General features: G+C 71.1%; 24 protein-coding genes. 9 read left to right on the forward strand and 15 right to left on the reverse strand.

What is annotated here, in order from left to right:
* Window positions 1-3: 3 nt before the first annotated feature.
* Genes AC5L36_RS39900 through AC5L36_RS39910 form a run of 3 tightly spaced genes read right to left on the reverse strand, consistent with a single transcriptional unit; the run spans window position 4 to window position 3,003 of the window.
* Complete coding sequence (locus AC5L36_RS39900) at window positions 4-819, reverse strand: carbohydrate ABC transporter permease (RefSeq protein ID WP_441224008.1); 816 nt, start codon at window positions 817-819, stop codon at window positions 4-6.
* Window positions 816-1,730: a carbohydrate ABC transporter permease gene (locus tag AC5L36_RS39905; RefSeq protein ID WP_441224009.1), complete on the reverse strand. Its 915-nt coding sequence runs from the start codon at window positions 1,728-1,730 to the stop codon at window positions 816-818. The genes AC5L36_RS39900 and AC5L36_RS39905 overlap by 4 nt, the downstream gene beginning before the upstream one ends.
* Window positions 1,714-3,003 (reverse strand): ABC transporter substrate-binding protein, encoded by a 1,290-nt coding sequence (locus AC5L36_RS39910; protein WP_441224010.1) that lies wholly within the window; start codon window positions 3,001-3,003, stop codon window positions 1,714-1,716. The genes AC5L36_RS39905 and AC5L36_RS39910 overlap by 17 nt, the downstream gene beginning before the upstream one ends.
* Window positions 3,004-3,181: 178 nt before the next feature.
* On the opposite strand from AC5L36_RS39910, the gene AC5L36_RS39915 reads away from it, so the two are divergent.
* The gene (locus AC5L36_RS39915; RefSeq protein ID WP_441224011.1) at window positions 3,182-4,015 is read left to right on the forward strand and encodes a nucleotidyltransferase domain-containing protein; all 834 of its coding nucleotides are present in this window, start codon (window positions 3,182-3,184) and stop codon (window positions 4,013-4,015) included.
* Here AC5L36_RS39915 and AC5L36_RS39920 read toward each other — a convergent pair.
* Entirely contained in the window at window positions 4,012-5,058 is a 1,047-nt protein-coding gene (locus AC5L36_RS39920; RefSeq protein ID WP_441224012.1) for a class I SAM-dependent methyltransferase, read from the reverse strand. The genes AC5L36_RS39915 and AC5L36_RS39920 overlap by 4 nt on opposite strands.
* 118 nt (window positions 5,059-5,176) lie before the next feature.
* On the opposite strand from AC5L36_RS39920, the gene AC5L36_RS39925 reads away from it, so the two are divergent.
* Complete coding sequence (locus tag AC5L36_RS39925; RefSeq protein WP_441224013.1) at window positions 5,177-8,002, forward strand: AfsR/SARP family transcriptional regulator; 2,826 nt, start codon at window positions 5,177-5,179, stop codon at window positions 8,000-8,002.
* Here AC5L36_RS39925 and AC5L36_RS39930 read toward each other — a convergent pair.
* Window positions 7,997-8,740 (reverse strand): PIG-L deacetylase family protein, encoded by a 744-nt coding sequence (locus tag AC5L36_RS39930; RefSeq protein WP_441224014.1) that lies wholly within the window; start codon window positions 8,738-8,740, stop codon window positions 7,997-7,999. The two genes, AC5L36_RS39925 and AC5L36_RS39930, sit on opposite strands and share 6 nt — an antisense overlap.
* A 109-nt stretch (window positions 8,741-8,849) precedes the next feature.
* Between AC5L36_RS39930 and AC5L36_RS39935 the strand changes: the two genes are divergently transcribed.
* Window positions 8,850-9,077, forward strand: a complete 228-nt coding sequence (locus tag AC5L36_RS39935) for a hypothetical protein (protein ID WP_441224015.1) — start codon at window positions 8,850-8,852, stop codon at window positions 9,075-9,077.
* An 18-nt stretch (window positions 9,078-9,095) separates the two neighbouring features.
* On the opposite strand, the gene AC5L36_RS39940 is transcribed toward AC5L36_RS39935, so the two are convergent.
* Together AC5L36_RS39940 and AC5L36_RS39945 are read right to left on the reverse strand one after the other, a co-directional pair.
* Window positions 9,096-10,274: a class I SAM-dependent RNA methyltransferase gene (locus tag AC5L36_RS39940; RefSeq protein WP_441224016.1), complete on the reverse strand. Its 1,179-nt coding sequence runs from the start codon at window positions 10,272-10,274 to the stop codon at window positions 9,096-9,098.
* The gene (locus tag AC5L36_RS39945) at window positions 10,271-12,271 is read right to left on the reverse strand and encodes an APC family permease (RefSeq protein ID WP_441224017.1); all 2,001 of its coding nucleotides are present in this window, start codon (window positions 12,269-12,271) and stop codon (window positions 10,271-10,273) included. Before AC5L36_RS39945 ends, AC5L36_RS39940 begins: the two co-directional genes overlap by 4 nt.
* A 92-nt stretch (window positions 12,272-12,363) precedes the next feature.
* On the opposite strand from AC5L36_RS39945, the gene AC5L36_RS39950 reads away from it, so the two are divergent.
* Together AC5L36_RS39950 and AC5L36_RS39955 are read left to right on the forward strand one after the other, a co-directional pair.
* A complete protein-coding gene (locus AC5L36_RS39950; RefSeq protein WP_441224018.1) occupies window positions 12,364-13,029 on the forward strand; it encodes a potassium channel family protein in 666 nt (221 codons plus the stop codon).
* Window positions 13,030-13,031: 2 nt separating this feature from the next.
* Window positions 13,032-13,721 (forward strand): potassium channel family protein, encoded by a 690-nt coding sequence (locus tag AC5L36_RS39955; RefSeq protein WP_441224019.1) that lies wholly within the window; start codon window positions 13,032-13,034, stop codon window positions 13,719-13,721.
* A 280-nt stretch (window positions 13,722-14,001) separates the two neighbouring features.
* Here AC5L36_RS39955 and AC5L36_RS39960 read toward each other — a convergent pair whose 3' ends face one another.
* The 4 genes from AC5L36_RS39960 to dut form a co-directional block, all read right to left on the reverse strand.
* Window positions 14,002-14,661 carry a DUF3159 domain-containing protein gene (locus AC5L36_RS39960; protein WP_441224020.1) on the reverse strand — a complete coding sequence of 220 codons (660 nt, stop codon included), beginning with the start codon at window positions 14,659-14,661 and terminating at the stop codon, window positions 14,002-14,004.
* A 2-nt stretch (window positions 14,662-14,663) separates the two neighbouring features.
* Window positions 14,664-15,044: an OB-fold nucleic acid binding domain-containing protein gene (locus tag AC5L36_RS39965; protein ID WP_441224021.1), complete on the reverse strand. Its 381-nt coding sequence runs from the start codon at window positions 15,042-15,044 to the stop codon at window positions 14,664-14,666.
* Between the two features lie 109 nt (window positions 15,045-15,153).
* Window positions 15,154-15,915 carry a DUF3710 domain-containing protein gene (locus AC5L36_RS39970; RefSeq protein WP_441224040.1) on the reverse strand — a complete coding sequence of 254 codons (762 nt, stop codon included), beginning with the start codon at window positions 15,913-15,915 and terminating at the stop codon, window positions 15,154-15,156.
* Entirely contained in the window at window positions 15,912-16,421 is a 510-nt protein-coding gene (gene dut, locus AC5L36_RS39975; RefSeq protein ID WP_441224022.1) for a dUTP diphosphatase, read from the reverse strand. The genes AC5L36_RS39970 and dut overlap by 4 nt, the downstream gene beginning before the upstream one ends.
* Window positions 16,422-16,464: 43 nt before the next feature.
* Here dut and AC5L36_RS39980 point away from each other — a divergent pair, with 43 nt between their 5' ends.
* Window positions 16,465-16,923, forward strand: coding sequence for a DUF3093 domain-containing protein (locus tag AC5L36_RS39980; RefSeq protein ID WP_441224023.1), 459 nt, complete (start codon window positions 16,465-16,467; stop codon window positions 16,921-16,923).
* Window positions 16,924-17,041: 118 nt separating this feature from the next.
* Here the strand turns inward: AC5L36_RS39980 and AC5L36_RS39985 are convergent, their stop codons facing one another.
* The gene (locus AC5L36_RS39985; protein ID WP_441224024.1) at window positions 17,042-17,818 is read right to left on the reverse strand and encodes a hypothetical protein; all 777 of its coding nucleotides are present in this window, start codon (window positions 17,816-17,818) and stop codon (window positions 17,042-17,044) included.
* 13 nt (window positions 17,819-17,831) lie between these two features.
* Entirely contained in the window at window positions 17,832-18,128 is a 297-nt protein-coding gene (locus AC5L36_RS39990; RefSeq protein ID WP_308713777.1) for a DUF4193 domain-containing protein, read from the reverse strand.
* 308 nt (window positions 18,129-18,436) lie between these two features.
* Here AC5L36_RS39990 and AC5L36_RS39995 point away from each other — a divergent pair, with 308 nt between their 5' ends.
* On the forward strand, window positions 18,437-18,964 hold the full coding sequence (locus AC5L36_RS39995; protein WP_441224041.1) for a LytR C-terminal domain-containing protein: 528 nt from the start codon (window positions 18,437-18,439) through the stop codon (window positions 18,962-18,964).
* A 13-nt stretch (window positions 18,965-18,977) separates the two neighbouring features.
* Here the strand turns inward: AC5L36_RS39995 and AC5L36_RS40000 are convergent, their stop codons facing one another.
* Entirely contained in the window at window positions 18,978-19,775 is a 798-nt protein-coding gene (locus tag AC5L36_RS40000) for an inositol monophosphatase family protein (RefSeq protein WP_441224025.1), read from the reverse strand.
* Window positions 19,776-20,104: 329 nt separating this feature from the next.
* Here AC5L36_RS40000 and AC5L36_RS40005 point away from each other — a divergent pair, with 329 nt between their 5' ends.
* Both AC5L36_RS40005 and AC5L36_RS40010 read left to right on the forward strand, forming a co-directional pair.
* Window positions 20,105-21,730, forward strand: coding sequence for an RNA polymerase sigma factor (locus AC5L36_RS40005; protein ID WP_441224026.1), 1,626 nt, complete (start codon window positions 20,105-20,107; stop codon window positions 21,728-21,730).
* Window positions 21,731-21,976: 246 nt separating this feature from the next.
* On the forward strand, window positions 21,977-22,216 hold the full coding sequence (locus AC5L36_RS40010) for a DUF7455 domain-containing protein (protein WP_173041975.1): 240 nt from the start codon (window positions 21,977-21,979) through the stop codon (window positions 22,214-22,216).
* Between the two features lie 617 nt (window positions 22,217-22,833).
* Here the strand turns inward: AC5L36_RS40010 and AC5L36_RS40015 are convergent.
* Window positions 22,834-24,552: a DEAD/DEAH box helicase gene (locus AC5L36_RS40015; RefSeq protein WP_441224027.1), complete on the reverse strand. Its 1,719-nt coding sequence runs from the start codon at window positions 24,550-24,552 to the stop codon at window positions 22,834-22,836.
* Between the last annotated feature and the right edge of the window lie 32 nt (window positions 24,553-24,584).

Raw genomic sequence — 24,584 nt, forward strand, 5'->3', positions numbered from 1 at the left:
TGCTTACCCTTTCAGCGCGCCGGCCATGAGACCGCGCATGAAGAATCGACCCAGCAGGACGTACACGAGCAGCGTCGGCAGGCTGGCCAGCAGCGCGCTGGCCATCGCCTGGTTGAACGGCACGGTCTGCCCACCGGCGATGTTGTTGAGCGCCACCGTGATCGGCCAGAACTCGCGGCTGGTCAGCAGGACGCCGAAGAGGAAGTCGTTCCACGCGGAGGTGAACTGCCAGATGAGCGCCACCGCGAACGCCGGCGGCGCGATCGGCAGCGCCACGAAGAAGAACGTGCGCAGCATCCCCGCACCGTCCACTTTGGCCGCTTCGATGACCTCGTCGGAGAGGCCGGTGAAGTAGCTGCGGAAGATGAGCGTCGTGATCGGCAGGCCGTAGATGACGTGCACGATGATGAGCCCGTCCAGCCCGCCGACGAGGTTGGCGCTCTGCATCGTCCGGTACATCGGGATGAGGATCGCCTGGTACGGGATGAACATGCCGAAGAGGATCAGCGGAAACACGAAGTCGGCACCGGGAAAGCGCCACTTCGAGAGCACGAAACCGTTGGCCGCCCCCAGCATCGCCGAGACGAGGCTCGCCGGGATCGCCAGCAGCAGGCTGTTGACGAAACCCTCTTGGAGGTCGGGCCACACGATCCGGAAGTTTTCCAGGGAGAACGAGCTGGGCAGCTCCCACATCCGCACGACGCTGACCGAGGCGGGATCCTTGAGCGCGGTGACCAGCAGCGCGTACACCGGCATGAGGAAGAAGCAGACCAGCAGGAAGAGGGCCAGGTAGCGGCCCGTGCGCAGCACGCCTCTCATTTCCGCCGCTCCGTCCTGACCGACCACCAGATGTAGGGCACGATGACGAGCGCGATGCCGAAAAGCAACAGGGTGGCGATCGTCGCCCCGCGGGCGAAGAAGCCCGGCTGGAAGGTGGTGAACCACATGTACAGCGCGGGCGTGTCGATCCGCAGGTTGCCCTGGTCGATCGCGTAGAAGAGGTCAAAAGTCTTCATCGAGATGTGCGCGAGAATCACCACCGCGCTCATCAGCACGGGCAGCAGCATCGGCCGCACCACGTGCCAGAAGACCTTCCGTTCGGGCGCGCCGTCGACCCGGGCCGCCTCCTTCAGCTCCTCCGGCACCGCGCGCAGGCCGGCGAGGAAAAGCGCCATCACGTACCCGGAAAGGGCCCAGCCGGCGGGAAGCGCGATGGCCGCGATGGCCCAGGACGACGGCGTCTTGTGCCAGTCGCTGAAGAGGAAACCAAGGCCGATGTTGTCGAAGAGCTTGTTGAGACCGGCGGTCGACTCGCCCGAGCCGTTGTTGAGCAGCCACCGCCAGATGATCGCGGTGGCGATGAACGAAATGGCCATCGGGAAGAGGAAGACGCTGCGGAAGAACGCCTCGAACCGCACGCCCTTCTCCAGCAGCATGGCCATGAGGAAACCCAGCAGCAGCGAACCGCCGATGAACACGACCGTGAAGACGGCGAGGTTGCGCACGTCGATCTGGAAGCGCTCGTTGTCGAACAGCTCGCTGTAGTTGCGCGTGCCCACCCAGTCGTACACCGGCGCCTGCCCGCGCCAGCTCGTGAACGACACCCGGATGTTCCAGCCCAGGAAGCCGTACACGAAGATGCCGAGCAGGATCAGTGACGGGGAGACGAGCAGCAGCCCCGGACCCCAGGCCCGGAGCCGCCGCCTCGCCTTACTACTTGTTCGCCGCATATGCCTTAGCCACGGCGTCGGCGAACTTCGCCACGTTGCTGTCCTGCACGAAGATCTGGAGCGCCGTGTCGATCTCGCCCTTGAAGGCGTTGTTGGCGACCACGCCGTGCGCCAGCGAGCCCACGATCTTCGTGGACGGGTTCTGCCACTCGGCGAGCGCGGCCGCGAGGTAGCCGGTGTACTTGCTCTTGTCGGCGTCCGTGCGCGCCGGGACCGAACCCTTCTGCGGGTTGAACGCGTCCTGGCCCTCGGTCGAGCCGCACTCCACGAGCCACTTCTCCGCCGCGCCCTTGTGCGGCGCGCCGACCGGCAGCGTGAACGAGTCGGAGAGGAAGTTGTAGACGCCCTCGCTGCCCGGGGTGGCGACCACGTCGTAGCCGGTCTTGAACTCCAGCGCCTTCGCACCCTTGAGGTAGCCGTCGGCCCAGTCACCCATCACGTTGTAGGCGGCGGTGCCGTCCACGACCTTGTCGAGCGCCGGCTGCCAGTCGGCCGCCGCCGACTTGAGGTCCGAGAAGCCCAGGATCTTCGTGTACTTGGTGAGCGCCGCGGTCACCTCGGCCGACTTCCAGTCGGTCGAGCCGTTCCAGAGGCCGGTGTACTTGTCGGTGCCCAGCTCACCCAGCAGCACGTTTTCCAGCAGGTGCTCCTGTGTCCAGCCGGGACCGATGGAGAGCGCGGTGATGTTCTTCGACTTGAGCGTCGCCGCCTGGGTAAGGAACTCGTCCCACGTCTTCGGCGCCGCGGCGATGCCCGCCTTCTGGAGCGTGGCGGGGTTGAACCAGAGCAGGTTCGAGCGGTGGATGTTCACCGGCACCGAGTAGATCTTGCCGTCCACTGTGATCGCGTCGATGAGTCCCTTGGGGAACTTCTCCTTCCACCCCTGCTGGTCGTACAGGTAGGTGATGTCCTCGACGTAGCCGGCCTGGATGTCGCTGGCCAGCTCCAGACCGGCGTGCACCTGGTACGAGTCCGGCGGGTTCTTGGCCTGGAGGCGGGTGGCGAGCACGGTTTTCGCGTTGGTGCCGGCGCCGCCGGCCACGGCCGCGTTGTTGAACTTGATGCCCGAGTTCTTCTTCGTGAAGTCGGCGATCATCGCGTCCAGGCCTTCTTTCTCGCCCGGACCCGCCCACCACGAAAAGACCTCGACCTCGCTGTCACTGCTGCCGCTCGAGCCGCCACCGTCGTCGTTGGCGCTGCTGGAGCACGCGGGCAGCGCGAACAAGGCTGCGGCTAGACCCAGGGCGACGATGCCCCGGCGGCTGTATCGCATACCACCCTCCCAAAGGTCGCGTGTGCCGTCGAACGATCGCGCCTCTGAGACAAGGTTGTCAACGCCCGGGGACGATTCCGTGATCGAGCCGCAACGATGCCGCCCGACCGGGCAGAGAGCGCTCTTTTCCGACACCGGTGCCCGCCTTTTGGCCGCCCGGCTCTGGTTTGCTTGCTCCATGCCGGACGCCCGTTCAGACCTCAACCCGAGCCCGACCCAGTTCGCCGAGCTCAACGAACTGCTCGGCGAGCTGACCCGACGGGCCGCGGACATCCTCGGCGACAACTTCGTCGGCGCCTACCTGCAAGGCTCGTTCGCCGTCGGCGACGCCGACATCCACAGCGACTGCGACTTCCTGATCCCGGTCCGTGGCCCCATCACCCCGGACCAGGAGGCCGGGCTCCGCGCGCTGCACGACGAGATCCCCACCCGGCCGGGGCATTGGACGAAGGAACTCGAAGGCTCGTACCCACTATGGGACGAGCTGCGCACGCTCGACGGTCTGGGCCGGCCCTGGCTCTACATCGACCACGGCTGGCGGAAAATGCAATGGTCCACCCACTGCAACACCGAGATCGTCCGATGGTCGCTGCGCGAATGCGGCATCGTTATCACCGGGCCTGACCCCACGGAGCTCGTCGATCCGGTGCCGGCGGAGATCCTGCGCGCACGGGTGCGCGAGCAGGCCCGGACCTTCGTCCCCGATCTGCTGTCCTGGATCACCTTCGACATCGCCTGGGCTCAGCGATACGCCGTCACGACCCTGTGCCGGATCCTGCACACCTACGACGAGGGCCGGGTGACGTCCAAGAGGGCGGCCCTCGTCTGGGCGCGGGACCACGTCGACCCGCGGTGGTCCGACCTCGTCCAGCAGGCCCTCGACGACCGCCAGCTGGGCTGGGACCCTGACGAGGCGCCCCGACCGGGCAGCGTGGCACAGACCCTCGCGTTCGTCGAGTACACCCAACGGCGGACCGGCGGCGGTCGGACGACCGCCGCCGGCACCCCTTAAAGGCGGATCTCGTAAACCAGGTTGAACGCCGTCCGCGCCACCACCCGACACCGGCTGAAGCCCGCGTCGGTGACCAGCTCGCGGATCGCGGCCTCGCCGGCCTGGGCACCGAGCGCGTAGCCACCGGGCTGGGAGAGCCCGTTGGGCAGGCAGAGGAACGTGGAGGCGCTGTAGTACAGCCGGCCCACCGGGTTGAAGTTGTCCTCGACCTTCTCGGCGGCGTTCGGCTCGACGAGCAGCCACGTGCCGTCGGGGGCGAGCGCCTGCCGCACCCGCTGGGCGGCACCGAGCGGATCGCCCATGTCATGCAGGCAGTCGAACATCGTCACCAGGTCGTAGCCGTCACCGCTGAAGGTCTGCGCGGTGGCCACTTCGAAGCGAACCCGGTCGGCGACCCCCGCGTCGGCGGCGTTTTTGCGGGCCAGCTCGATCGACTCGGCGTGGTAGTCCGAGCCGGCGATGGTGGTGCGCGGGTAAGCCTGCGCGAGCAGCACCGATGAGGAGCCGAGGCCGCAGCCGAGGTCGGCCACCCGGCCACCGCCGATCAGCTTCGCCTCGACGCCGTCCAGCGCGGGAATCCAGTTGGGCACCAGCTCGGCCACATACCCGGGCCGGAAGAACGCGTCGCACCCGGCGAAGACGTCTTCGTGGTGCTCGTGCCAGCCGACACCCGCACCGGTGCGGAACGCCTCGGTGATGCGCGGCTCGGCCCGCAGCATGCCCAGGGCGATGAGGAACGCCGCCGACACGTTGGGCCCGTTCGGGTCGGCCAGGCAGAACGCCTGCTCCTCGGTGAGGGAGAACTCGCCGGTCGCCGGGTCGTAGGTGATGTACCCGCCGGCCGCCTGGCCGCGCAGCCACTCGGTGAGGTAGCGCGGATGGCAGCCGGTGCGCTCGGCGAACACCTGCGGCGTGGCCGGGCCACGCGCGAGCGCGCGGTAGAGGCCGAGCCGGTTGCCGACCACCACCGAGCCGGCGGCCTCGGTCGCGGCCAGGTCGGTCACGAACCGCCCGAGAAACTCGGTCACCCTGGTGTGATCCATTACACTTTCCCTTCACATGCTGGCCGGCGGGATTGCCGGCCGCGACAAACATCCGTCTGCGGCCTTCCACGGCGTTCGCACGGGCTTTCATCGCGCTGTCAGGGCGGGAGTGGTGTCGATGGGGGTCGAGGAGGCGCCACCGGTCCGGGTCGAGCTGCTCGGGCCGCTGCGCCTGCTCGTCGGCGGTCGCGCCGTCGACGTGCGTGGCCAGAAGCGGCGGGCGACGCTGGCGTTGTTGGCGATGGCCGAGGGCCGGATGGTCCCGGTCGATCGCCTCGTCGACGCACTGTGGCCGGACGCGCCGGAATCAGGCCGGCAGGCGTTGCACAGCCACGTGTTCCGGCTACGCGGAGACCTCGGCACGGCGTCAACGAGACTGCTGACCCAGCAGTACGGGTACCGGCTGGACCTCGGCGTCGAAGACCTCGATGTGACTCAGGCACGGGCGCTGCTGGCCACGGCACGTGGCCTCGTCGACCGCGAGCCCGCCGGCGCCTACGCCCTGCTACGGAGGGCACACGCCCTCTGGCGTGGCCCGGTTCTCGCGGACCTCACCGACGTCTCGCCGATCGCCGCCGCGGTGGCGGGCTACGCCCAACTGCTTCGCGACGTGACCGATGGGGTGCTGGCCAGTGCGATCGCCGCGGGACAAGCGGCGGAGGTCATGGATCTCGCCGTGGCGTCGCTGGCCGCCGACCCGCTCCGCGAGCCGGCGGTCCTGTTGCTGATGCGTGCGCTGGCCGCCACCGGCCAGGCCGCGGAGGCCCTGCGTACCGGGCGGGAGTACCGCGACCGGCTGGCCGACGAGGTCGGCCTTGATCCGTCACCGGCGCTGGACGAGCTGGTCCGCGACATCGCCACCGGGCACGCACCACCGCGGCCGGCGGCCGGCCGGGCGGCGACCCGGCTGATCGGCCGTGAGCCACAGGTGGCCGCGCTGCACCGGTTGCTCGCGGCCGAGCGGCTGGTGACCGTTGTCGGGCCGGGCGGCGTCGGTAAGACGCGGGTGGCCGTGGAGGTCGCGCGGCAGGGCCGGGCGGCGACGGTGCTGCGGCTCGCGCCGGTCACCGACCCGGCCGCGATCCCGCACGCGCTCGCCACGGCGCTGGACCTCAAGGTCGTCCAGGGCGACGTGCTGTCCGCATGCCTCGCCGTGCTGAACGACGGCCCGGGTCTTCTGGTGGTCGACAACTGTGAGCATCTGCTCGACGCCGCGCGCGACTCCGTCGCCACGATCCTGGACTCCTGCCCCGAGCTTTCCGTGCTGGCCACCAGCCGCGAACCGCTCGGCCTCGCCGCCGAGTACGCCTTCCGGCTGGTGCCGCTGCCGCTGCCCGGATCCGAGCGGGATCCATCACAGGTCCCGTCCGTCGCGGTCTTCCTCGACCGGGCCGGCCGCGTCCGGCCCGGGCCGCCGTCGACGCCGGCCGACCTGCGGTTGGTCGCCGACATCGTCCGCCGCCTGGACGGGATGCCGCTGGCCATCGAGCTGGCGGCCGGGCGGCTGTCCACATTTTCCCTCGCCGACCTGCACAAGCGACTCGATCGCTCGCTCGACCTGCTCGGCGGCCGGCCCAGCGGCGAGGCCCGGCACCGGACGCTGCGGACTACTGTCGAGTGGTCCTACCAGCTGCTGTCCGACGACGAGCAGCGCCTGTTCCGGCATCTGTCGATCTTCGTCGACGGCGTCGACCTCGCGGCGGCCGAGCGGCTCGCCACCGAGCTGGGCCTGCGGAGTGATCCGGGGAGCGTACTGGCCCGGCTGGTGGACGCCTCGATGCTGGAAGCCGACTTCGAGGCCGGCACCCGGTACCGCATGCTGGAGACGTTGCGCGCCTTCGGGCTCGACCGGCTGGCGGCGGCCGGGGAGGAGGAAGCCGCGGCCGGCTGTCTGCTCCGGTGGGCTGTCGATCTGACCAGGTGGATCGGCGACACCCTCATGACCGAACGGGAGCCGGAGGCCGACGCGGTCCTGCGCCGCGAGCTGCCCAACCTGCGCGCCGCGTGGCGGCTGGCCCGCGGCCACGGCGACCTCGACGTCGCCGCCGCCATGGTGATCGGGCTGTTCGACGCGGTCACCTACCGGGACCTGATCGAAATCCGGGGCTGGGCCGGGGAGCTGGCCGACGACCCGGCGCTCACCGGCCAGCCTCGCGCGACCGCGGTACTTGGCGTAGCCGCCGAAGCCGCCTACCAGAGCGGCGACTATCCGCGGGCCGACCGGCTCGCCCGCGACGGGCTGGCCCGTGCGGCCGGGGTTGGCGACGCCGGGTCGTGGTACTGCCTGATGGCGCTCTCGGTGGCTGACCTGGCCCGCGGCGCCCACGACGACACGGTGGAGCACTCCCTCGCCGCGGCCGCGCTCGCGTCCCGGCCCCGGGAAAACCTCGGCGTCGCGGCCCTGGCGAAGCTCTACTCGGGCCATCCGGACGAGGCGCGGACACTGAACGAACGCGGGCTCGCCGGGGCGGTCGCACCGACGATGCTGTCCTGGGGCGCGTACGTCGCAGGGGAGATCGACAGCGCCACCGGCCACAGCGCGCCGGCCGAGCGGCACTACCTGCGCGCCATCGATCTCGCTCGCACCTCGGGCGCGACATTTCTCGTCGGCGTGGCGACCGTGGGTCTGCTCGCGGTACGCGCCAACGCCGGCCGGGTGCACGACGCCCTGCGCGGCTACCGCGAGGTCGTCGACTACTTCGCCCGCACCGGCAACTGGAGCCACCTCTGGACGACGCTGCGCAATCTGGCCGATCTGCTGCGCGGGCTCGGCGACGACGCACCGGCCGCGCTGCTCGACGCCGCCGCCGACCAGGCGCCCGACTCCCCGGCGGTGGACGGCTCGCGCCGGCGGCCGAACACGTCCGGCACGCCGGCGACCGGCCGGGCCGCGGTACTCGACGTGGCCCGCCGGGCCATCGAGCGCAACCTTCCCCGGTCATGACCCGGCGATCGGGCCCGCCCACTCGACGAACGTCTCCTGGCCGACCCACGCGGTGTACCGGTCGATGCCCATCGCCTCGATGACCGCCGCCGTCTGGGTCTCCTGTGCCGCCAGCGCGCTCACCTTGCGGGTCGCGATCACCGGATCCAGGACCAGGTCGAGCGCGAGCCCGGCGTCGGAAACCGTCACCGGGTAGCCGGCGACGAACACCCCCAGGCTCTCGTTGAACTCGTGCCACCGCGATGCCCACCGCTCGGCGACCGCGCTGTGCAACAGCCGGGCGCCGGGTGGGGCGGCGCGCGCGAACGCGGTGGTGGTCCAGGCCGACACCGCCTGGTGGTCCGGGTGGCCGGTCTGGCCGTCGGGGCCGAACGTCAGCACCGTATCCGGCCTGACCTCGTCGATCAGCTCGCACAGCCGGGCCACCGGTTCGGACACCGGAACAGCCGCGCACTCGCCGTCGCGGTATCCGAGCCAGTGGTGCTCCGTAACGCCGAGGACGTCCAGGCAGCGGGCCAGCTCGGTGGTCCGCTGGGCGGCCAACCGATCCGGGGGCCAGCGCTCCGGATCGGACGTGCCCAGTTCGCCGCGCGTCGCCGTCACGCAGACCACCCGGGACCCGACGTCCCGGGCCATCGCCATCAGCCCGCCGGACAGGTAGGCCTCGTCGTCGGGATGGGCCCACACCCCCAGGATCGTCCCCAGCTCGCCAACTCCTGTTTCACCGTCCGTCCACATGAGTCACATGATGGCGGACCGGGTTGGTTACTGTCGCGAGCAGGACAGTATCCCCCATACGAGGTACGAATCGGACAGACGACCCCAAGTCCCGAGTACGCTCAGTGACATGTCCGCCGCTCCCCCGGCACATCGTGTGCGCCGGCCCGACGGTTCCGCCGCCGGTCAGACGATCGCGATGCTCGTCATCTTGCTGCTGTCATTGCCCTTGCTCCCGCTCGTGCTCGTGGTCGTCGCGGTCGTGCGTGTCCGCGATCGGCTCACCACCACGCGGGCCGCGCGCCAGCCGGCGACCCTCACGCAGCCCGCCACGGCCATCCAGCCGCCCGTCCTCTAAGCCGCACGACTCGCCCGCTCACCCTCGGAGCGAAGGCACCAGAAGCCCCACGCACTCGACGTGGTGTGTCATCGGAAACATGTCGAACGCCCGCAGCGCCGCGAGCCGCCAGCCCCCATCGCGAAATGTGCGTACGTCCCGGGCGAACGCGGCCGGGTCGCACGCCACGTAGGCGACCGCGCGCGGGCCGGCGGCCATGACCGCCCGGGTCACGGCCGCGCCGGCGCCCGTGCGCGGTGGGTCGAGCACGACGAGGTCGACCGGGCCGGTCAACCGCCGACGGAGTGCTGCCTCCACTGTGGACTGCACCACGCGCAGGCCGGTCACGTCGGTGAGGTTGGTGCGGGCGGCGGCTACCGCGGGCTGCGCCGACTCGACTAGCGTGATCGGGGCGTCCGGGCCGAGCTTGGTGGCGAGCGCGGCGGCGAAGAGGCCGGCGCCGCCGTAGAGGTCCCAGGCCGACTCGCCGGGGCGCGGCTCCAGCATTTCGAGCACCGCTCCGGCAAGCGTGTCCGCGGCGGCGGGATGCACCTGCCAGAAGGCGTCCGCCGGCAGTGTCCACTCACGACCCACCGCCCGCTCGGCGGTCGGGCCGTCGAAAACGCCGTCTGGACCCACCATCGCGGGACTCGCCGCCGGCGCCACGGTGTCCACTGTGGACGCGGACGGCCAGGCCTCGGCCGTCACCGGCAGCTCCTGGATGGCGGCGTGGGCGATCCGGCAGCGGTCGATCGGCACCACCTCGTGCGAGCGGTGCTTGAGCAGACCCGCCCGCCCGGCGGCGTCCACCGTGTACCGCACGCGCGTGCGCCACCCGAGCGGCCCGCCGGGCAGCGGCTCCACGCGTACCGGGAAGTCTGGCAGGCCGCCGAGCCGGGCCAGCTGCTCGCGCACGACGGCGGCCTTCCACTCCAGCTGCGCCGGCGGGTCGACGTGCTGGAGGTCGCAGCCACCGCACAGATCCGGGCGCGCGTACGGGCAGGGGGGCTCCACCCGGTCCGGCGAGGATTCCAGCACCGAGACCGCGTCCGCGCGCAGGTATCCGGGATGCTCCTCGGTGATCTCGGCGACCACCCGCTCGCCGGGCAGCGCGTGCCGCACGAAGACCACCCGCCCCGGCGGCTCACCGATGCGGGCGACGCAGTGCCCGCCGTGGGCCACCGCACCCACCGTCACCTCGACGCGTTCCGAGATCATTGCGGCGGGGTCCGGTCGCGGGGGCCACGCGCGGGGCCGCGGGCCAGGTCGCGGTCGAGGCGGTCGAGGTCCTTGGCGGCGCTGGAGGCGAGCTGCCACGGCACGCTCGTCACCATCACACCCGGCTCGAAGAGCAGCCGCCCCTTGATCCGCAGCGCGCTCTGGTTGTGCAGGATGTGCTCCCACCACTTGCCGACCACGTACTCGGGGATGAAGACGGTGACCACGTCGCGGGGTGAGCTGCGGCGGACCGACTTGACGAAGTCGAGGATCGGCCGGGTGATCTCGCGGTAGGGCGAGTCGACGACGGTGAGCGGCACCGGGATCTCCCGCCGCTCCCACTCCTCCTGGATCCGCCGCGTGTCCTTGTCGTCGACGTTGACGGTGACCGCGGTGAGCGTGTCGGGGCGGGTCGCCTGGGCGTACGCGAGCGCCCGCAGCGTCGGCAGGTGCACCTTGCTGACCAGCACGACCGCGTGGTTGCGGGCGGGGAGCACCTGGCGGTCCTCGTCCGGCGTGAGCTCGCGCGAGACGGTGTCGTAGTGCCTGCGGATGGCCAGCATGGTGACGTAGATGACCGCCATCGCGGCGATCGCGATCCACGCGCCGAGCAGAAACTTGGTGATCAGCACGATCACCAGCACGGTGCCGGTCATCGCCGCGCCGAACGCGTTGATCGCCCGCGAGCGGATCATGCGGCGGCGCTGCTCGGGGTCGCGGGTGCGGGGCAGCAGGCGGTTCCAGTGGCGGATCATGCCGACCTGCGACAGGGTGAACGACACGAAGACACCCACGATGTACAGCTGGATCAGCCGCGTGACCTCGGCCTGGAAGGCCACGATAAGCACGATCGCGAAGAGCGCCAGCAGCACGATGCCGTTGGAGAAGGCCAGCCGGTCGCCGCGGGTGTGCAGCTGGCGGGGCAGGTAGCGGTCCTGGGCGAGGATCGAGCCGAGCACCGGAAAGCCGTTGAACGCGGTGTTCGCGGCCAGGAAGAGGATGAGCGCGGTCGCGGCGGCCACCACGTAGAGGAGCACGCCGCCCCCGAAGATCGCCTCGCCGAGCTGGGTGGTGACGGTCTTCTGCTCGTACCCGGCCGGGCCCTGCACGATCTGGAGCCCCGGATCCTCGACGAACTGGAGGTGGGTGAGGCGAGACATCCACACGATGCCGACGAGCATCGTGACCGCGACGGTGCCGAGCAGCAGCAGCGTGGTCGCGGCGTTGCGGCTCTTGGGCGGCTTGAAGGCGGGCACGCCGTTGGAGATCGCCTCCACGCCGGTGAGCGCCGCGCAGCCGGACGAAAACGTGCGTAAGAGCAGAAACACCATCGCGAACCCGGTCAGGTGGTCGTCCTCGGCCGCGATCAGCAGGTCGGCGCTGGGCGCGCGGAGGTCGTCGCCGAGTACGAAGATGCGCACGATCCCGGTCAGCAACATCCCGATGATCACGATCATGAAGCCGTACGTCGGGATCGCGAACGCCGTGCCCGACTCGCGCAGGCCGCGCAGGTTCATCGCGGTGAGCAGCGCCACCGCGGTCACCGCCACGCCCACCTTGTGCTCCGCCACCCACGGGATGACCGAGCCGAGGTTGGCCACGCCCGACGAGGTCGACACCGCCACGGTCAGCACGTAGTCGACCATCAGCGCGCTGGCCACGCCCACGCCCGCCTTCGGACCCAGGTTGACGGTCGCCACCTCGTAGTCGCCGCCGCCCGACGGGTACGCGTGCACGTTCTGCCGGTAGCTGGCCACCACCGTCAGCATCACCACGACGACGGCGAGCGCCACCCACGGCGAGTAGAAGTAGGCACTCGCGCCGGCGATCGAGAGCGTCAGCAGGATCTCGTCCGGCGCGTACGCCACGCTGGAGAGCGCGTCCGAGGCGAACACCGGCAGCGCGATGCGCTTCGGCAGCAGCGTGTGCTGGAGGCGGTCGGACCGGAACGGCCGCCCGACCAGGAGGCGCTTCAGCAGTGAGGTGGGACTGGCCACAAGCGCCGATCGTACGGTGGCGGGGTGGCCGGCGGCCCGCCGGAGGCGATCACGTGGGAGGCTTCTCCTGGGAACGAGAGGAGAGTCACGGGGTGCACGTCGTGATCATGGGGTGCGGGCGGGTCGGCTCCACCCTCGCGCACAACCTGGAGGCGCGCGACCACACGGTCGCGGTGATCGACCAAAACGCCGACGCGTTCCGGCGGCTGGGTCCGGAGTTCGGTGGGATCACGGTGACCGGCATCGGCTTCGACGGCGACGTGCTGCGCGAGGCCGGGATCGAGCGCGCCGACGCGTTCGCCGCGGTGTCCAGCGGTGACAACTCCAACATCATTTCGGCCCGCCTGGCCCGAGAGACGTTCGGCGTCTCGCGGGTGGTCGCCCGCATCTACGACCAGAAACGCGCCGAGGTGTACGAGCGGCTCGGCATCCCCACGGTGGCCACCGTGCGGTGGACGGCCGACCGCATCCTGCGCCAGCTCGTGCCCGAGGGCACCGTCGAGATCTTCCGCGACCCCACCAGCACCGTGTCGATCATCGAGGTGCCGCTGCACAAGGAGTGGTACGGCCACTCGGTCAAGCAGCTGGAGACGACCACCGGCACCCGGATCGCCTACCTGACCCGCTTCGGCATCGGCACGCTGGCCTCCGGCTCGACCATCCTCCAGGAGGGCGACCAGGTGTTCATGCTGGTCACCGACGACATCGCGGAGCGCGTGAGCATGGTCGCCGGCACCGCACCGGAAGGGGGCCGGTAGCCATGCGGGTCGCGATCGCCGGAGCCGGCAACGTGGGTCGCTCGATCGCCCAGGAGTTGATCGACAACGGCCACCAGGTGATGCTCATCGAGCGCCAGCCGAAGATGCTCCGCCCGGAGAAGGTGCCGGCCGCCGAGTGGGTGCTGGCCGACGCGTGCGAGCTGGCCAGCCTCGAGGAGGCCGCGCTCTCCAGCTGCGACGTCGTCGTGGCCGCCACCGGCGACGACAAGGTCAACCTGGTGGTGTCGCTGCTGGCCAAGACCGAGTTCGCGGTGCCGAGGGTGGTCGCCCGGGTCAACCGCGCCGAAAACGAGTGGCTCTTCACCGAGCAGTGGGGCGTCGACGTGGCGGTCAGCAAGCCGCGCGTGATGGCCGCACTGGTCGAGGAGGCGGTGACGGTCGGCGACCTGGTGCGGCTGATGACGTTCCGGCAGGGCGAGGCCAACCTCGTCGAGATCACGCTGCCGCCCACCGCGCCGTACGTCGGCCACCCCGTGCACGCGGTGCCGCTCCCCCGCGACGCGGCGCTCGTGGCCATCCTGCGCGGCAAGCGGGTGCTCGTGCCGGGCCCCGACGACCCCATCGAGGCCGGCGACGAGCTGGTCTTCGTCTGCACCGCCGAGGTGGAAGACACCGTCCGCGCGGTCATCCTGGGCGCCGACAGCGTCGAACGCACCCGAGGCGGCGGCTAGGCCCAGGCCCTGTCCCGGCTCTGTTTCAGGGGACAGAAGACTTGGGCTACCGCGATGTCCGCCGTGGTCCGGACCGCTGCTCCCGCGGCCTCGCCCTCCGCGCCTGGTCACGCTCACCCCAGCGGCTGCGCCGAGCCCGGCGGGCCCGGCCGAGGCCTTGCCTGCACCCACGGAGTGGCTGTCGCCCTGAGTAACCGCCGCCGCCGTGCGCGCGGCTCAAGATTCGAGATCTATGCCTACGGTTCTCTCGTCCCTTGCACCGACCAGGGCATACTCGCGGTCAGGCGGGGGCGGCCTCGGTCTCGGGCGCGTTGTTTCTGGTCTCGCGGCGCACGGCCCAGACCGTGAAGGCGAGCAGCAGCAGATACGGCGGGTAGCCGAGCACGAGGCGGGCGACGCCCAGCGCCGTGTCCTGGTCGGCGAGGTAGAGCGCGGCCTGCACGCCCACCTTGGCCAGCCACACCACGCCCCACAGCACGGTGAGTCGGCTGAAGAGGCGGATCAGCTTGGGATCGGTGCGCCACTCGGCCTTGCCGCCGGCCACGATCACGGACCAGATCCAGCCCACCAGTGGCTGGCGCAGGGCGACCGAGGCGAGCAGCGCCAGCCCGTAGCCGATCCCGTACAGGATGCCGGGCAGGTAGAAGTCCTTTTCGTCACCCGTGCGCCACGCGATGAACGCGCCGACGCCCACGCCGAACAGCCCGTTGACCGCGTGGCGGATGGGGCGGCGCTGGATCAGGCGGAGCACGGCGATGGCGACGGCGATGCCCACCGAGGCGATGAGTGCCGGGTTGAGATCGGCGATGACGTTGACGAGGACGAACACCACGACCGGCACGCTCGACTCGACCAGGCCCCGCCAGCCACCCAGCTGGTCGGCCATCTGCTCGGCGAAGCTGGGCAGGCGTTCCTCGTCTTGCTCCGGCTGCGTCGTCATGTCTATCGAGGCGCTTCCAGCTCGTAGTACGGGTTGTAGATGACTTTACGGTCGTCGCGCACCGCGACGCGACCGCGCGCCGTCAGCTGCCGGCCAGGCTCGATGCCGGCGATGTGCCGGCGGCCGAGCCACACCAGGGTGACAACGTCACTGCCGTCGTACAGGTCCGCCTCCAGCGTGGGCAGGTTGGTGCGTGGAGTGTAGACCACGGTACGCAACCGGCCGGACACCGATACGAGCTGGCCCCGGCGACACATGCCGGCCAGCGTGGAACCGGACTCTGCGCTCTCCCGCTGAAGCTCCTCCGCGTCGAGCTCGGCCTCGCTCGCCGTGAGTCGCTGGAAGAACCGGCGTACCGAAGATGGGGTGTGGTCGGTCGCCATGACCTTGGGGTCAGCCTCCTCGACAAGCCCGGCGCCCGCCCGCCGGGTTCGTCCAAGGGTACGCGCCCCCGGACCACACGTCGATCGACGTCGGTCGACCCTAGGGGTCCTAGGTGCGGCGCGGGCGGGGGGACGGCCTGCGGCGCGGCGGCTGGCTCGGCCCGGATCCGTTGACCGGCGGAGACGCGTCGTCGGGCGGCTCGGGAGCCGACCCGGCGGCCTGCTGGGCCTGGGCCTGGTCGGCGAGCTCCTTGGGCAGGCGCAGCGGGAGCGGCTCGCGCACCGGCTTGGCCTCGTGCCCGCGGTCGACCACCAGCCCGTGCATGCATTCGGCCAGCGGGCCCGCGGCGGCCGGGTCGACCGCCACACCGCCCTGGAAGACGCCGCGGACCATCCACCGCGGGCCGTCGACGCCGACGAAGCGCAGGTCGGTCAGCCCATCCGGGGTACGCACGCGGGCTCGCAGCTCGACGCCGTACTCCCCGTCGACCTCCTCGGCGGCCACGCCGTCGTCGAAGAGCGACTTGCGGATCTCGGCGCGCACCTCCTCCCAGATGCCCTCGGTCCGCGGCGCGGCGAAGACGCCCAGCTGAAGGGCGTTTTCCCCGTGCACGAGCACGACCTGCTGCACCACACCGTCGGGGTTGGCCTGCACCCGCACCTCGACGCCGTCGACCGCGGGGATCTTGAGGCTGCCGAGGTCGAGCCGCTGCACACCCTCCGGGGCCTCGGTCACGTCGTACGGGCCGACGCCCGGCACCGCCGGCTCCGCCTCGGCCGGCTGCTCGTTGTACCGCTCCGCGCGGGCGCGGCGCTGACTGTTGTCCCGCGCGTGCCGCCCGCCGCCCTCTCGCCGTCGCGAGAACATCAGCGCACCTCCCCAACCAGGCCCGAGTGCCCACCCGTCGAACCGTGCCCGCCCGCGCCGCGACTGGAGTCGGTCAGCTCGTCGACCGCCTGGAAGGCGGCCCGCTCCACCCGCTGCACCACGAGCTGTGCGATCCGGTCACCCCGCGAGATCTTCGCGGTGGCGGCGCGATCGTGGTTGACCAGGTTGACCATGATCTCGCCGCGGTAGCCGGCGTCGACCGTGCCGGGCGCGTTGAGCACCGTCACGCCCAGCCGCGCGGCGAGGCCGGAACGCGGGTGCACCAGACCGACGAACCCCTCCGGCAACGCAATCGCCACACCGGTGCGGACCAGCGCCCGCGCACCCGGCGCGATCTCCACGTCTTCGGCTGCCACGAGGTCGGCACCCGCGTCGCCGGGGTGGGCGTACGCGGGCAGTGGCAGGTCCGGGTCGAGCCGGCGCACCGGTACGGGCACAGCGTCGGTCACGTCTGTCTCTTTCGTTCGCGTGGGCGTTGCCGGGTCCATCCTGCCGTGTCGTGCTCGGCGCCCGGGACGTACCCTCACCCTCGTGGAGGAGTATGCCGAACGCCTGACCGTTCCATGGTGGCTGTGGCTGCCGGGTCTCGCCGCCGCAGGCCTCCTCGCGGCCGAGATCTGGATGGGCTCCACCGGGGTGCGCGCGTGGCTTCCCTTCGTCGTGCTGCTGCCGCTGGCGGCCGCCGGCCTGTGGTGGGTGGGTCGCATCCGGATCCGGGTGGCCGGCGGCGAGCTGCATGTCGACGACGCCCACCTGCCGGTGCGCTTCGTCGCCGACGCGGTGCCGCTCGACGTCTCGGGGCGCCGCGAGGTGCTCGGCGTGGGTGCCGACCCGCTGGCCTTCGTCGTGCAGCGGCCGTGGGTCGGCGGCGCCGTGCAGGTGGTGCTCGACGATCCGGCGGACCCCACGCCGTACTGGGTGGTCAGCTCCCGTCACCCCACCAGCCTGGCGGCCGCGCTGCTGGCCGCCCGCGACACCGCCCGCCGGTAATCCTGGCCCTCGCTCCGCGAGGGCGGCTCGCGCGCCTTGAAGCCGGCCTGTAAACGCCAGTCGCTCCGGTCGCTGCGCTCCCTACGCTTGGTGGCGTCTGCGGCCGGCGGCGTGCTCGCTAGTCGCTGACGACCTGGCCCTCGATCGCGCCCCGGCCACGCCGCCGCAGGTCGTCGCGGATGCGGTCGCCGAGCGCCTGGGTCGCCCGCCGGTTGAGGTAGCCGGCCACCGCCGCACCGGTCAGCATCGGACCGAGCGTGGTCAGGTTGCGGCCGAAGCGGCGTAGCAGCCGGTCGCGTAGCTCCTTGCGGGCCGCGGTGCCGAGCACCGCGCCGATGCCGACGCCGGGCGTCAGCGGGTTGAACCCGCGCTGCTGGGACCAGGCGTGCACCAGGTGCATCGCGCGCTGGGCGCCGACACCGGGCACTGGCTGCCCGTACACCTCTTGGAGCTCGCCGATCAGCTTGATCTCGACGGTCACCACGGCGACCGTCTCGGCCGCGAGCAGCACGGGCGCGGTCAGCAGGGTGGGCGTGGCAGCCCATTCGACGGCGGCGATCCCGCCTCCGGCGGCGCCTACGCCGGCCGTGACCCGGCTGGCGTTGCGGACGAGCCGCTCGGCGAGTGCCTCGCCGTCCAGGCCGTCGTGGTGGCGGCGGAGCGTCTCCAGGTCGCGGACCGGGATGTGTGGCGCCACATCGGCCACGGTGTCGGCCATCCAGCGGACGGCGACCTTGGGCCGGAACATCGTGCCAATCCGCCGGACGGGCACCTGGCTGGCGATCCGCCGCAGGAGCCGCTTTCGCTCGCCTTTGGGCACACTCTCCTCGCTGAGCTCGGCTATCGCCTTGCCCAGCTCAGGGTCCACCCGGGACTCCGGCTCTCCGTCCGTCACAGCGCCGCCCTGGTCAGGCGCACTCGGTGCAGATCAGCTCGCCGTTCCGCTCGTACGCCAGCTGGCTCCGGTGATGCACCAGGAAGCAGCGGGCGCAGCGGAACTCGTCCTGCTGCATCGGCAGCACCTTGACGGTCAGCTCCTCGTCGGCGAGGTCGGCTCCCGGCAGTTCGAAGCTCTCGGCAACCTCGGCTTCGTCCACGTCCACGGCACCCGACTGTGAGTCGGTGCGCCGTGCCTTGAGCTCCTCCAGGCTGTCCTCGCCGAGGTCGACCTCGTCGCGACGCGGGGCGTCGTAGTCGGTGGCCATCGGTTGTCACTCTCCCGTTCGTGTGTCGCTTCCGGATGTAACCCGGACGACGATGTTTCTGTGCCCAACTGCGGGCGGCGTACCTTACCGCCCCGCGGGCGAGGCATGTATACCGCCCCTGTGGGATGCATGTACGCCCCCGCGCGCGAAGTTGTTCCCAATGTGACTCAGGCGACACGAAGATAGGGGTACCCGCGTCCGGCACACCGTCAACACACCGGCGACTCGACCCGATTCGCGGCTTTGCGCGCCTCCGTCCGCGAGATGAGCGACCAGGCGCTAACCTCACCGGCATGACCTTTGCCCGAGTGCGAGCACTCGTCGTTGTCGGCGTACTGGTCGTGTTCGCGCTGGTCTTTGTCGCGGTCGCGCTGGTGCGCGACTCGCAGGGCGGCGAGGCCCCGGCGGCCAGCTGCCCCGAGGGTTGGCCGCAGGCCGACCTCAAGCTTCGCGAAGCCAAGGACATCAAGATCAACGTCTACAACGCGACCGACAATGTTGGCCTGGCCGATTCGGTGGCGGAAGACTTCGCCGGCCGCGAGTTCCAGGTGAAGAAGAAGGGAAACGACCCGAAGAAGAAGGCCGTCGAAGGTGTCGCCCTCCTCCGCTACGGGCCGAAGGCCGTGGGCTCGGCCCAGGTGCTCCAGGCGTTCTTCCTGGGCAAGGCCGAGACCGAGGGCGGTTACGACCCGAAGCGCGAAGACGACGTGGTCGACGTGGTGCTCGGCGACCAGTTCCAGCAGCTGGCCACGCCCACCGAGGTCAACCAGTCGCTGGTCGACCTGGGCAGCCCCCAGCTCCCGCCCGGCACCTGCGCCGCGAAGACGGAGGCCTGAGCGCCGGCGAGCCCTAGGGGCCGCCGGCGGCGTCCATCTCGGCCAGGCGGTCGTGCAGCGGCTTGAAGAGAGCCGGCGGCGCGGCCACCACCATGTCCAGCCCGGGCGGCGCGCCGCCGAGCCCGGCGACCACCAGGCCGGCCTCGGTCGCGACAAGTCCGCCGGCGGCGTGGTCCCAGGGGTTGAGGCCCTTCTCGTAGAACGCGTCGAGCTGGCCGCCCGCGGCCGCACAGAGGTCGAGTGCCGCCGAGCCGAAGCGCCGGATGTCGCGCACGTGGCCGAGCAGCCCGTGCAGCACACCCGCCTGGTGCACCCGCCTGGCCGGGTCGTACCCGAAGCCGGTGCCGACCAGGGCCTGCCCGAGCTCGGTCTGCGGCGAGCCGTGCAGCCGCTCGCCCGCCCGGTAGGCGCCGCCGCCCAGCGTCGCGGTCCACTCCGCGCCGGTCGCCGGGTTGCGCACCACGCCGGCGACCACCTGGCCGTCTACCTCGGCGGCGAGCGAGACGGCGTACTGCGGGAGGTCGTAGAGGTAGTTGACCGTGCCGTCGATCGGATCGAGGATCCACCGCACGTCGCCACGGGCTCCGCTCGCGCCGTACTCCTCGCCCAGGACCACGTCGTGCGGCCGGCGCGCGCGGAGCGCGTCGACCACCTGGCGTTCGACGGCGCGGTCCGCGGCGGTCACGACGTCGGTGTCGGTGCTCTTGGTGGTGACGCCGGAGACCCCCTCCACGCGCATCCGGCGAGCGGTCTCGCCCGCCTCCCTGACGATCTCCACGGCGATCGCGAGCAACTCGGCCGCGTCCGGCATCCGGTCCCCCCAACGTGGGTCTTTCGTTTGGACCCTCGGCCCCTCGAAGATCCGAAGAGACCGGCCCTCGAAAACGGCGCTCGGCCCGTATCATCCTGTCAGAGCCTCGAAAAGACCCTTTGCGGCGGCCCCCGGAGCCGCTCCCCCGGCGTGCGCCGCGGGATGATCGCCGCAGACAGCGTTACAATTCACGCTGCCCACCGCGACGCGGACCGTCACCGCCCGGACGGCCCACGAGACGGGGGCTCCCACAACAAACCGGCCAGCTCTTCACCTTGTGCTGTGCTGACCGGTTGGCCGCGTCGTTCATCGCCTCCGGAAGGTCATTCGTGACAGAGCCTCGCCACACCGGCGCCGACGTTCGCTCGATCACCGACTCTCTGATCGCCCACGCCGAGAGTGCCGGCGGCCAGCTGACCTCCGCGGAGGTCACGCAGACCGTGGAGGCCGCCGCGGTGACCCCGGCAGAGGCGAAGAAGATCCTGCGCGCCCTCGCCGAGCGAGGCGTAACCGTGGTGTGGGACGGCTCCGTCAGCACCCGCCGCCGCGTCTCCGCCGCGCGGTCCGCGACCCCGGCGTCGAAGGCGACCACCGCCAAGGCGACGAAGACGGCGGCCAAGAAGGCGCCGGTGCCCAAGCCGGCACCCGCCGAGGAGGCCACCGTGACTCCGCTGAAGAAGGCCGCGCCCGCGGCCGACGCACCCGCCCGCCCGGCGAAGGCCGCCAAGGCCGCGAAGGCGGCCGCCAAGCCCGCCGCCGACGGCGCGCCCACCACGGGGCCGGCCAAGGCGGTCAAGGGCGCCAAGGCCGCGGAGGGTGGCGAGCAGCCGGCCGACGGCACGGCGCCCGAGGGCGAGGTCGAAGACATCGATCCCGAGACGCTGGCCGCCGAGATCGAAGACGTCGTGGTCGAGGAGCCGGCCGAGCTCGCCCAGGCAGCGCAGGCCGACGCCACCGCCGACAGCAACGACTTCGAGTGGGACGACGAGGAGTCCGAGGCGCTCAAGCAGGCTCGCCGCGACGCCGAGCTCACCGCCTCCGCCGACTCGGTCCGCGCCTACCTCAAGCAGATCGGCAAGGTCCCCCTGCTCAACGCGGAGCAGGAGGTCGAGCTCGCCAAGCGCATCGAGGCCGGGCTGTACGCGGCGGAGCGCCTGCGCGCCGCCGAGGAGGGCGAGGAAAAGCTCCCCACCCAGATGCACCGCGACCTGAGCTGGATCGGGCGCGACGGCGAGCGGGCGAAAAACCACCTCCTCGAGGCCAACCTGCGGCTCGTGGTCTCGCTGGCCAAGCGGTACACCGGCCGCGGCATGGCCTTCCTCGACCTCATCCAGGAAGGCAACCTCGGCCTCATCCGCGCCGTCGAAAAGTTCGACTACACCAAGGGCTACAAGTTCTCCACCTACGCCACCTGGTGGATCCGCCAAGCCATCACCCGCGCCATGGCCGACCAGGCCCGCACCATCCGCATCCCGGTGCACATGGTCGAAGTGATCAACAAGCTCGGCCGCATACAGCGTGAGCTGCTCCAGGATCTGGGCCGCGAGCCCACCCCGGAAGAGCTGGCCAAGGAGATGGACATCACACCGGAGAAGGTGCTGGAGATCCAGCAGTACGCCCGGGAGCCCATCTCGCTCGACCAGACCATCGGCGACGAGGGCGACAGCCAGCTCGGCGACTTCATCGAAGACTCCGAGGCCGTGGTGGCGGTCGACGCGGTCAGCTTCTCGCTGCTCCAGGACCAGCTCCAGCAGGTGCTCCAGACGCTCTCCGAGCGGGAGGCCGGCGTGGTCCGGCTGCGCTTCGGCCTCACCGACGGCCAGCCGCGCACGCTCGACGAGATCGGCCAGGTTTACGGCGTGACACGCGAGCGCATTCGCCAGATCGAGTCGAAGACGATGTCAAAGTTGCGACACCCGTCGCGGTCCCAAGTGCTCCGCGATTACCTCGATTGAGGGACGATAGTCAACAGAGCGTGTCGCTTTGAACACCACGCGTACATCACGACGTGGTCATCTCGCCGTTGCCCAGATGTGATCGTTGACGTGGCACCCTTGTCGCACGGCACACTGTCGGTACCCGGGTGTGACCTCGGTCCCCAGAGGGCACTCCGGGAAGGCAGCACCCCCGGTGGGTGTTGGACGATAGGTGAGCAACGACCGAAGAACGTGTTCATCGGTGACGACCAGAGGAGGAAGGCGATGACCCCGACCCTCACGCCGCCGCCCGAAACGGCGGCCCCGCCAGCCGCCGATGAACGGTGCGACCGCTGCAACGCGGCTGGCAAGCTGCGCATCACCCTCGCGGGTGGGAGCGAGCTGGTGTTCTGTGGGCACCACGCGAACAAGTACGCCGAGGATCTCGTGAAGATCACGGTTCAGTTCGTGTCCGACCCGGAGTTCACCTGGCGAGGCGCCGAGCTGATGGCCAACCCGAACTGACGCGAGTTCGAGCAACAGCACAAACACAGACGTAGACCGGCCGGAGGAGGTGTGCCTCCGGCCGGTTCTGTGTCTCTTGGTGGGATTTCGCTCAGAGCGAAACTCACTGCCTTCTTCGCCCGCGCCGGTGTGGCTCGGCCTTCGCGCGCCGTGAGCTCCATGGTTACGGGCACTCCTGGCTGTCGAGCTGCCCGCACAGACGGGGCGCCTTGCCGCGGAGGCCGACGAGCTCGGCCTACTCCGAAACCGGGGCCCGCCACCAGCGGACGGGTGAGGCAGCGCGGGACCCAGGGCAACGAAGCTCTGTTGGCGATCTCCGGCCGGCTGCCCGGCAACAGGCATTGTGGACGAACACCCCTGCACTGCGCCGCGCATCCGCCGGGGCAAAGCGGTGACCGCGGCCGAACGCGAGGGTGAGCCGCGGGAGCAGCGGACCAGAGCATGGCCAACTTACGGTCCGGACCACGACGGGCGTCGCGGCGGGCTTGCGGCGCGGACCTGGCAGCGCGGGTCGGGGATCTCGGCGAGCGCCAGCTCGCCGCCGACCCGCGCGTACTCCGGCGGGAGCAGCGGTCAGCGGCTGACACGGACCCGGGCAACTCGAGCTTCAGGCACACCTAGAGCGTCTGGACCGTGGCGATGCGCTCCTCGAGCTGCTCGATCGTGGCTTGCGCGCTCGGTGGGCCGCCGCAGAGGCGGCGGAGCTCGGCGTGGATCTTGCCGTGTGGGAGGCCGGTGCGGTGGTGGTGGGCGTTGACCAGGGAGTTGAGCTGGCGGCGTAGGGCGATCCGGCGCTCGCCCGCCGTGCGTGGGCCGGCCGGCTGGGCGGGCACCGTCGCCGCCGCGGGAGCCGCGGACCTCGTGCGGCGTTGGGCGGCCAGCTGGTCGGCCTGGCGCTTGCTGAGCAGCATCGACACCTGGTCGGCGGTGAGCAGGCCGGGCAGGCCCAGGTACTCCTCTTCCTCGGGCGTGCCGGCCTGTGCGCCGGTGCCGAACGAGGCGCCGTCGAAGATGACCTGGTCGAGCTCGGCGGTGGCGGAGAGCGCCTCGAAGCGCTTTTCCAGCTCGCCGCTCGCCTGCTCGTTGCGCTGGGCGCGCTCCAGCAGGTCGTCGTCGAGGCCGTCGGGGTGCTTCGGCTCGCCGAGCACGTGGTCGCGCTCGGCCTCCATCTCGCTCGCCAGGCCGAGCAGGTGGGGCACGCTCGGCAGAAAGACGCTGGCGGTCTCGCCGGGGCGGCGCGCGCGCACGAAGCGGCCGATCGCCTGGGCGAAGTAGAGGGGGGTGGAGGCGCTGGTCGCGTAGACGCCGACGGCCAGGCGCGGGATGTCGACGCCCTCGGAGACCATCCGCACGGCCACCAGCCACCGCTGCTCCGACGCGGAGAACGCGGCGATGCGCGCCGAGGCGCCCTGGTCGTCGGAGAGCACCACGACCGCCTTTTCGCCGGTCACGCGCTCGATCAGCCGCGCGTACGCCCGAGCGTTCTGCTGGTCGGTCGCGATGACCAGCCCGCCCGCGTCGGACATGCCGCCGGCCCGGAGCACCTGGAGGCGCGCGTCGGCCGCGCGCAGCACCTGGGGCATCCACTCGCCGGCCGGGTCGAGGGCGGTGCGCCACGCCTGTGCCACGAGATCCTGGGTCATCGGCTCGCCCAGCCGCGCGGCCAGCTCGTCGCCCGCGCTGGTGCGCCACCGGGTCTCGCCGGAGTACGCCAGGAAGATCACCGGCCGGACGACGCCGTCGCGGAGGGCGTCGGAGTAGCCGTACACCGAGTCGGAGCGGGAGCGCTGGAGGCCGTCAGAGCCCCGCTCGTACGTCACGAAGGGGATCGGGTTGTCGTCGGACCGGAACGGCGTGCCGGTGAGCATCAGGCGCCGCACGGCCGGCTCGAAGGCGGCCCGCACGCCGTCGCCCCACGAGCGGGAGTCGCCGGCGTGGTGGATCTCGTCGAGGATGACCAGCGTGCGGCGGGTCATCGTGCGGCGGCGGTGCACCTGGGGCGCGACGCCCACCTGCGCGTACGTGACGACGGCGCCGTGGAAGTCGGCCGACGAGTGGATGTCGGCGTTGCGGAACGTGGGGTCGAGCTGGATGCCCACCCGCCCCGCCGCGGCCGCCCACTGCGCCTTGAGGTGCTCGGTCGGTGCCACCACGGTGACCGCCTCGACCGTGCCGTCTAGGAGGAGCTCAGCCGCGATGCGCAGCGCGAAGGTGGTCTTGCCGGCGCCGGGCGTGGCCACCGCCATGAAGTCTTCTGTGCGACGGCGCAGATACTCCACCATCGCCTTGCGCTGCCAGGCCCGAAGCGGTGGAAAGTCGTCCAACGCCAGCCGCACCCGACACCCCCCTCGGCACACAAGAAATCGCC

The sequence above is a fragment of the Phytohabitans sp. LZ39 genome (assembly GCF_059359075.1).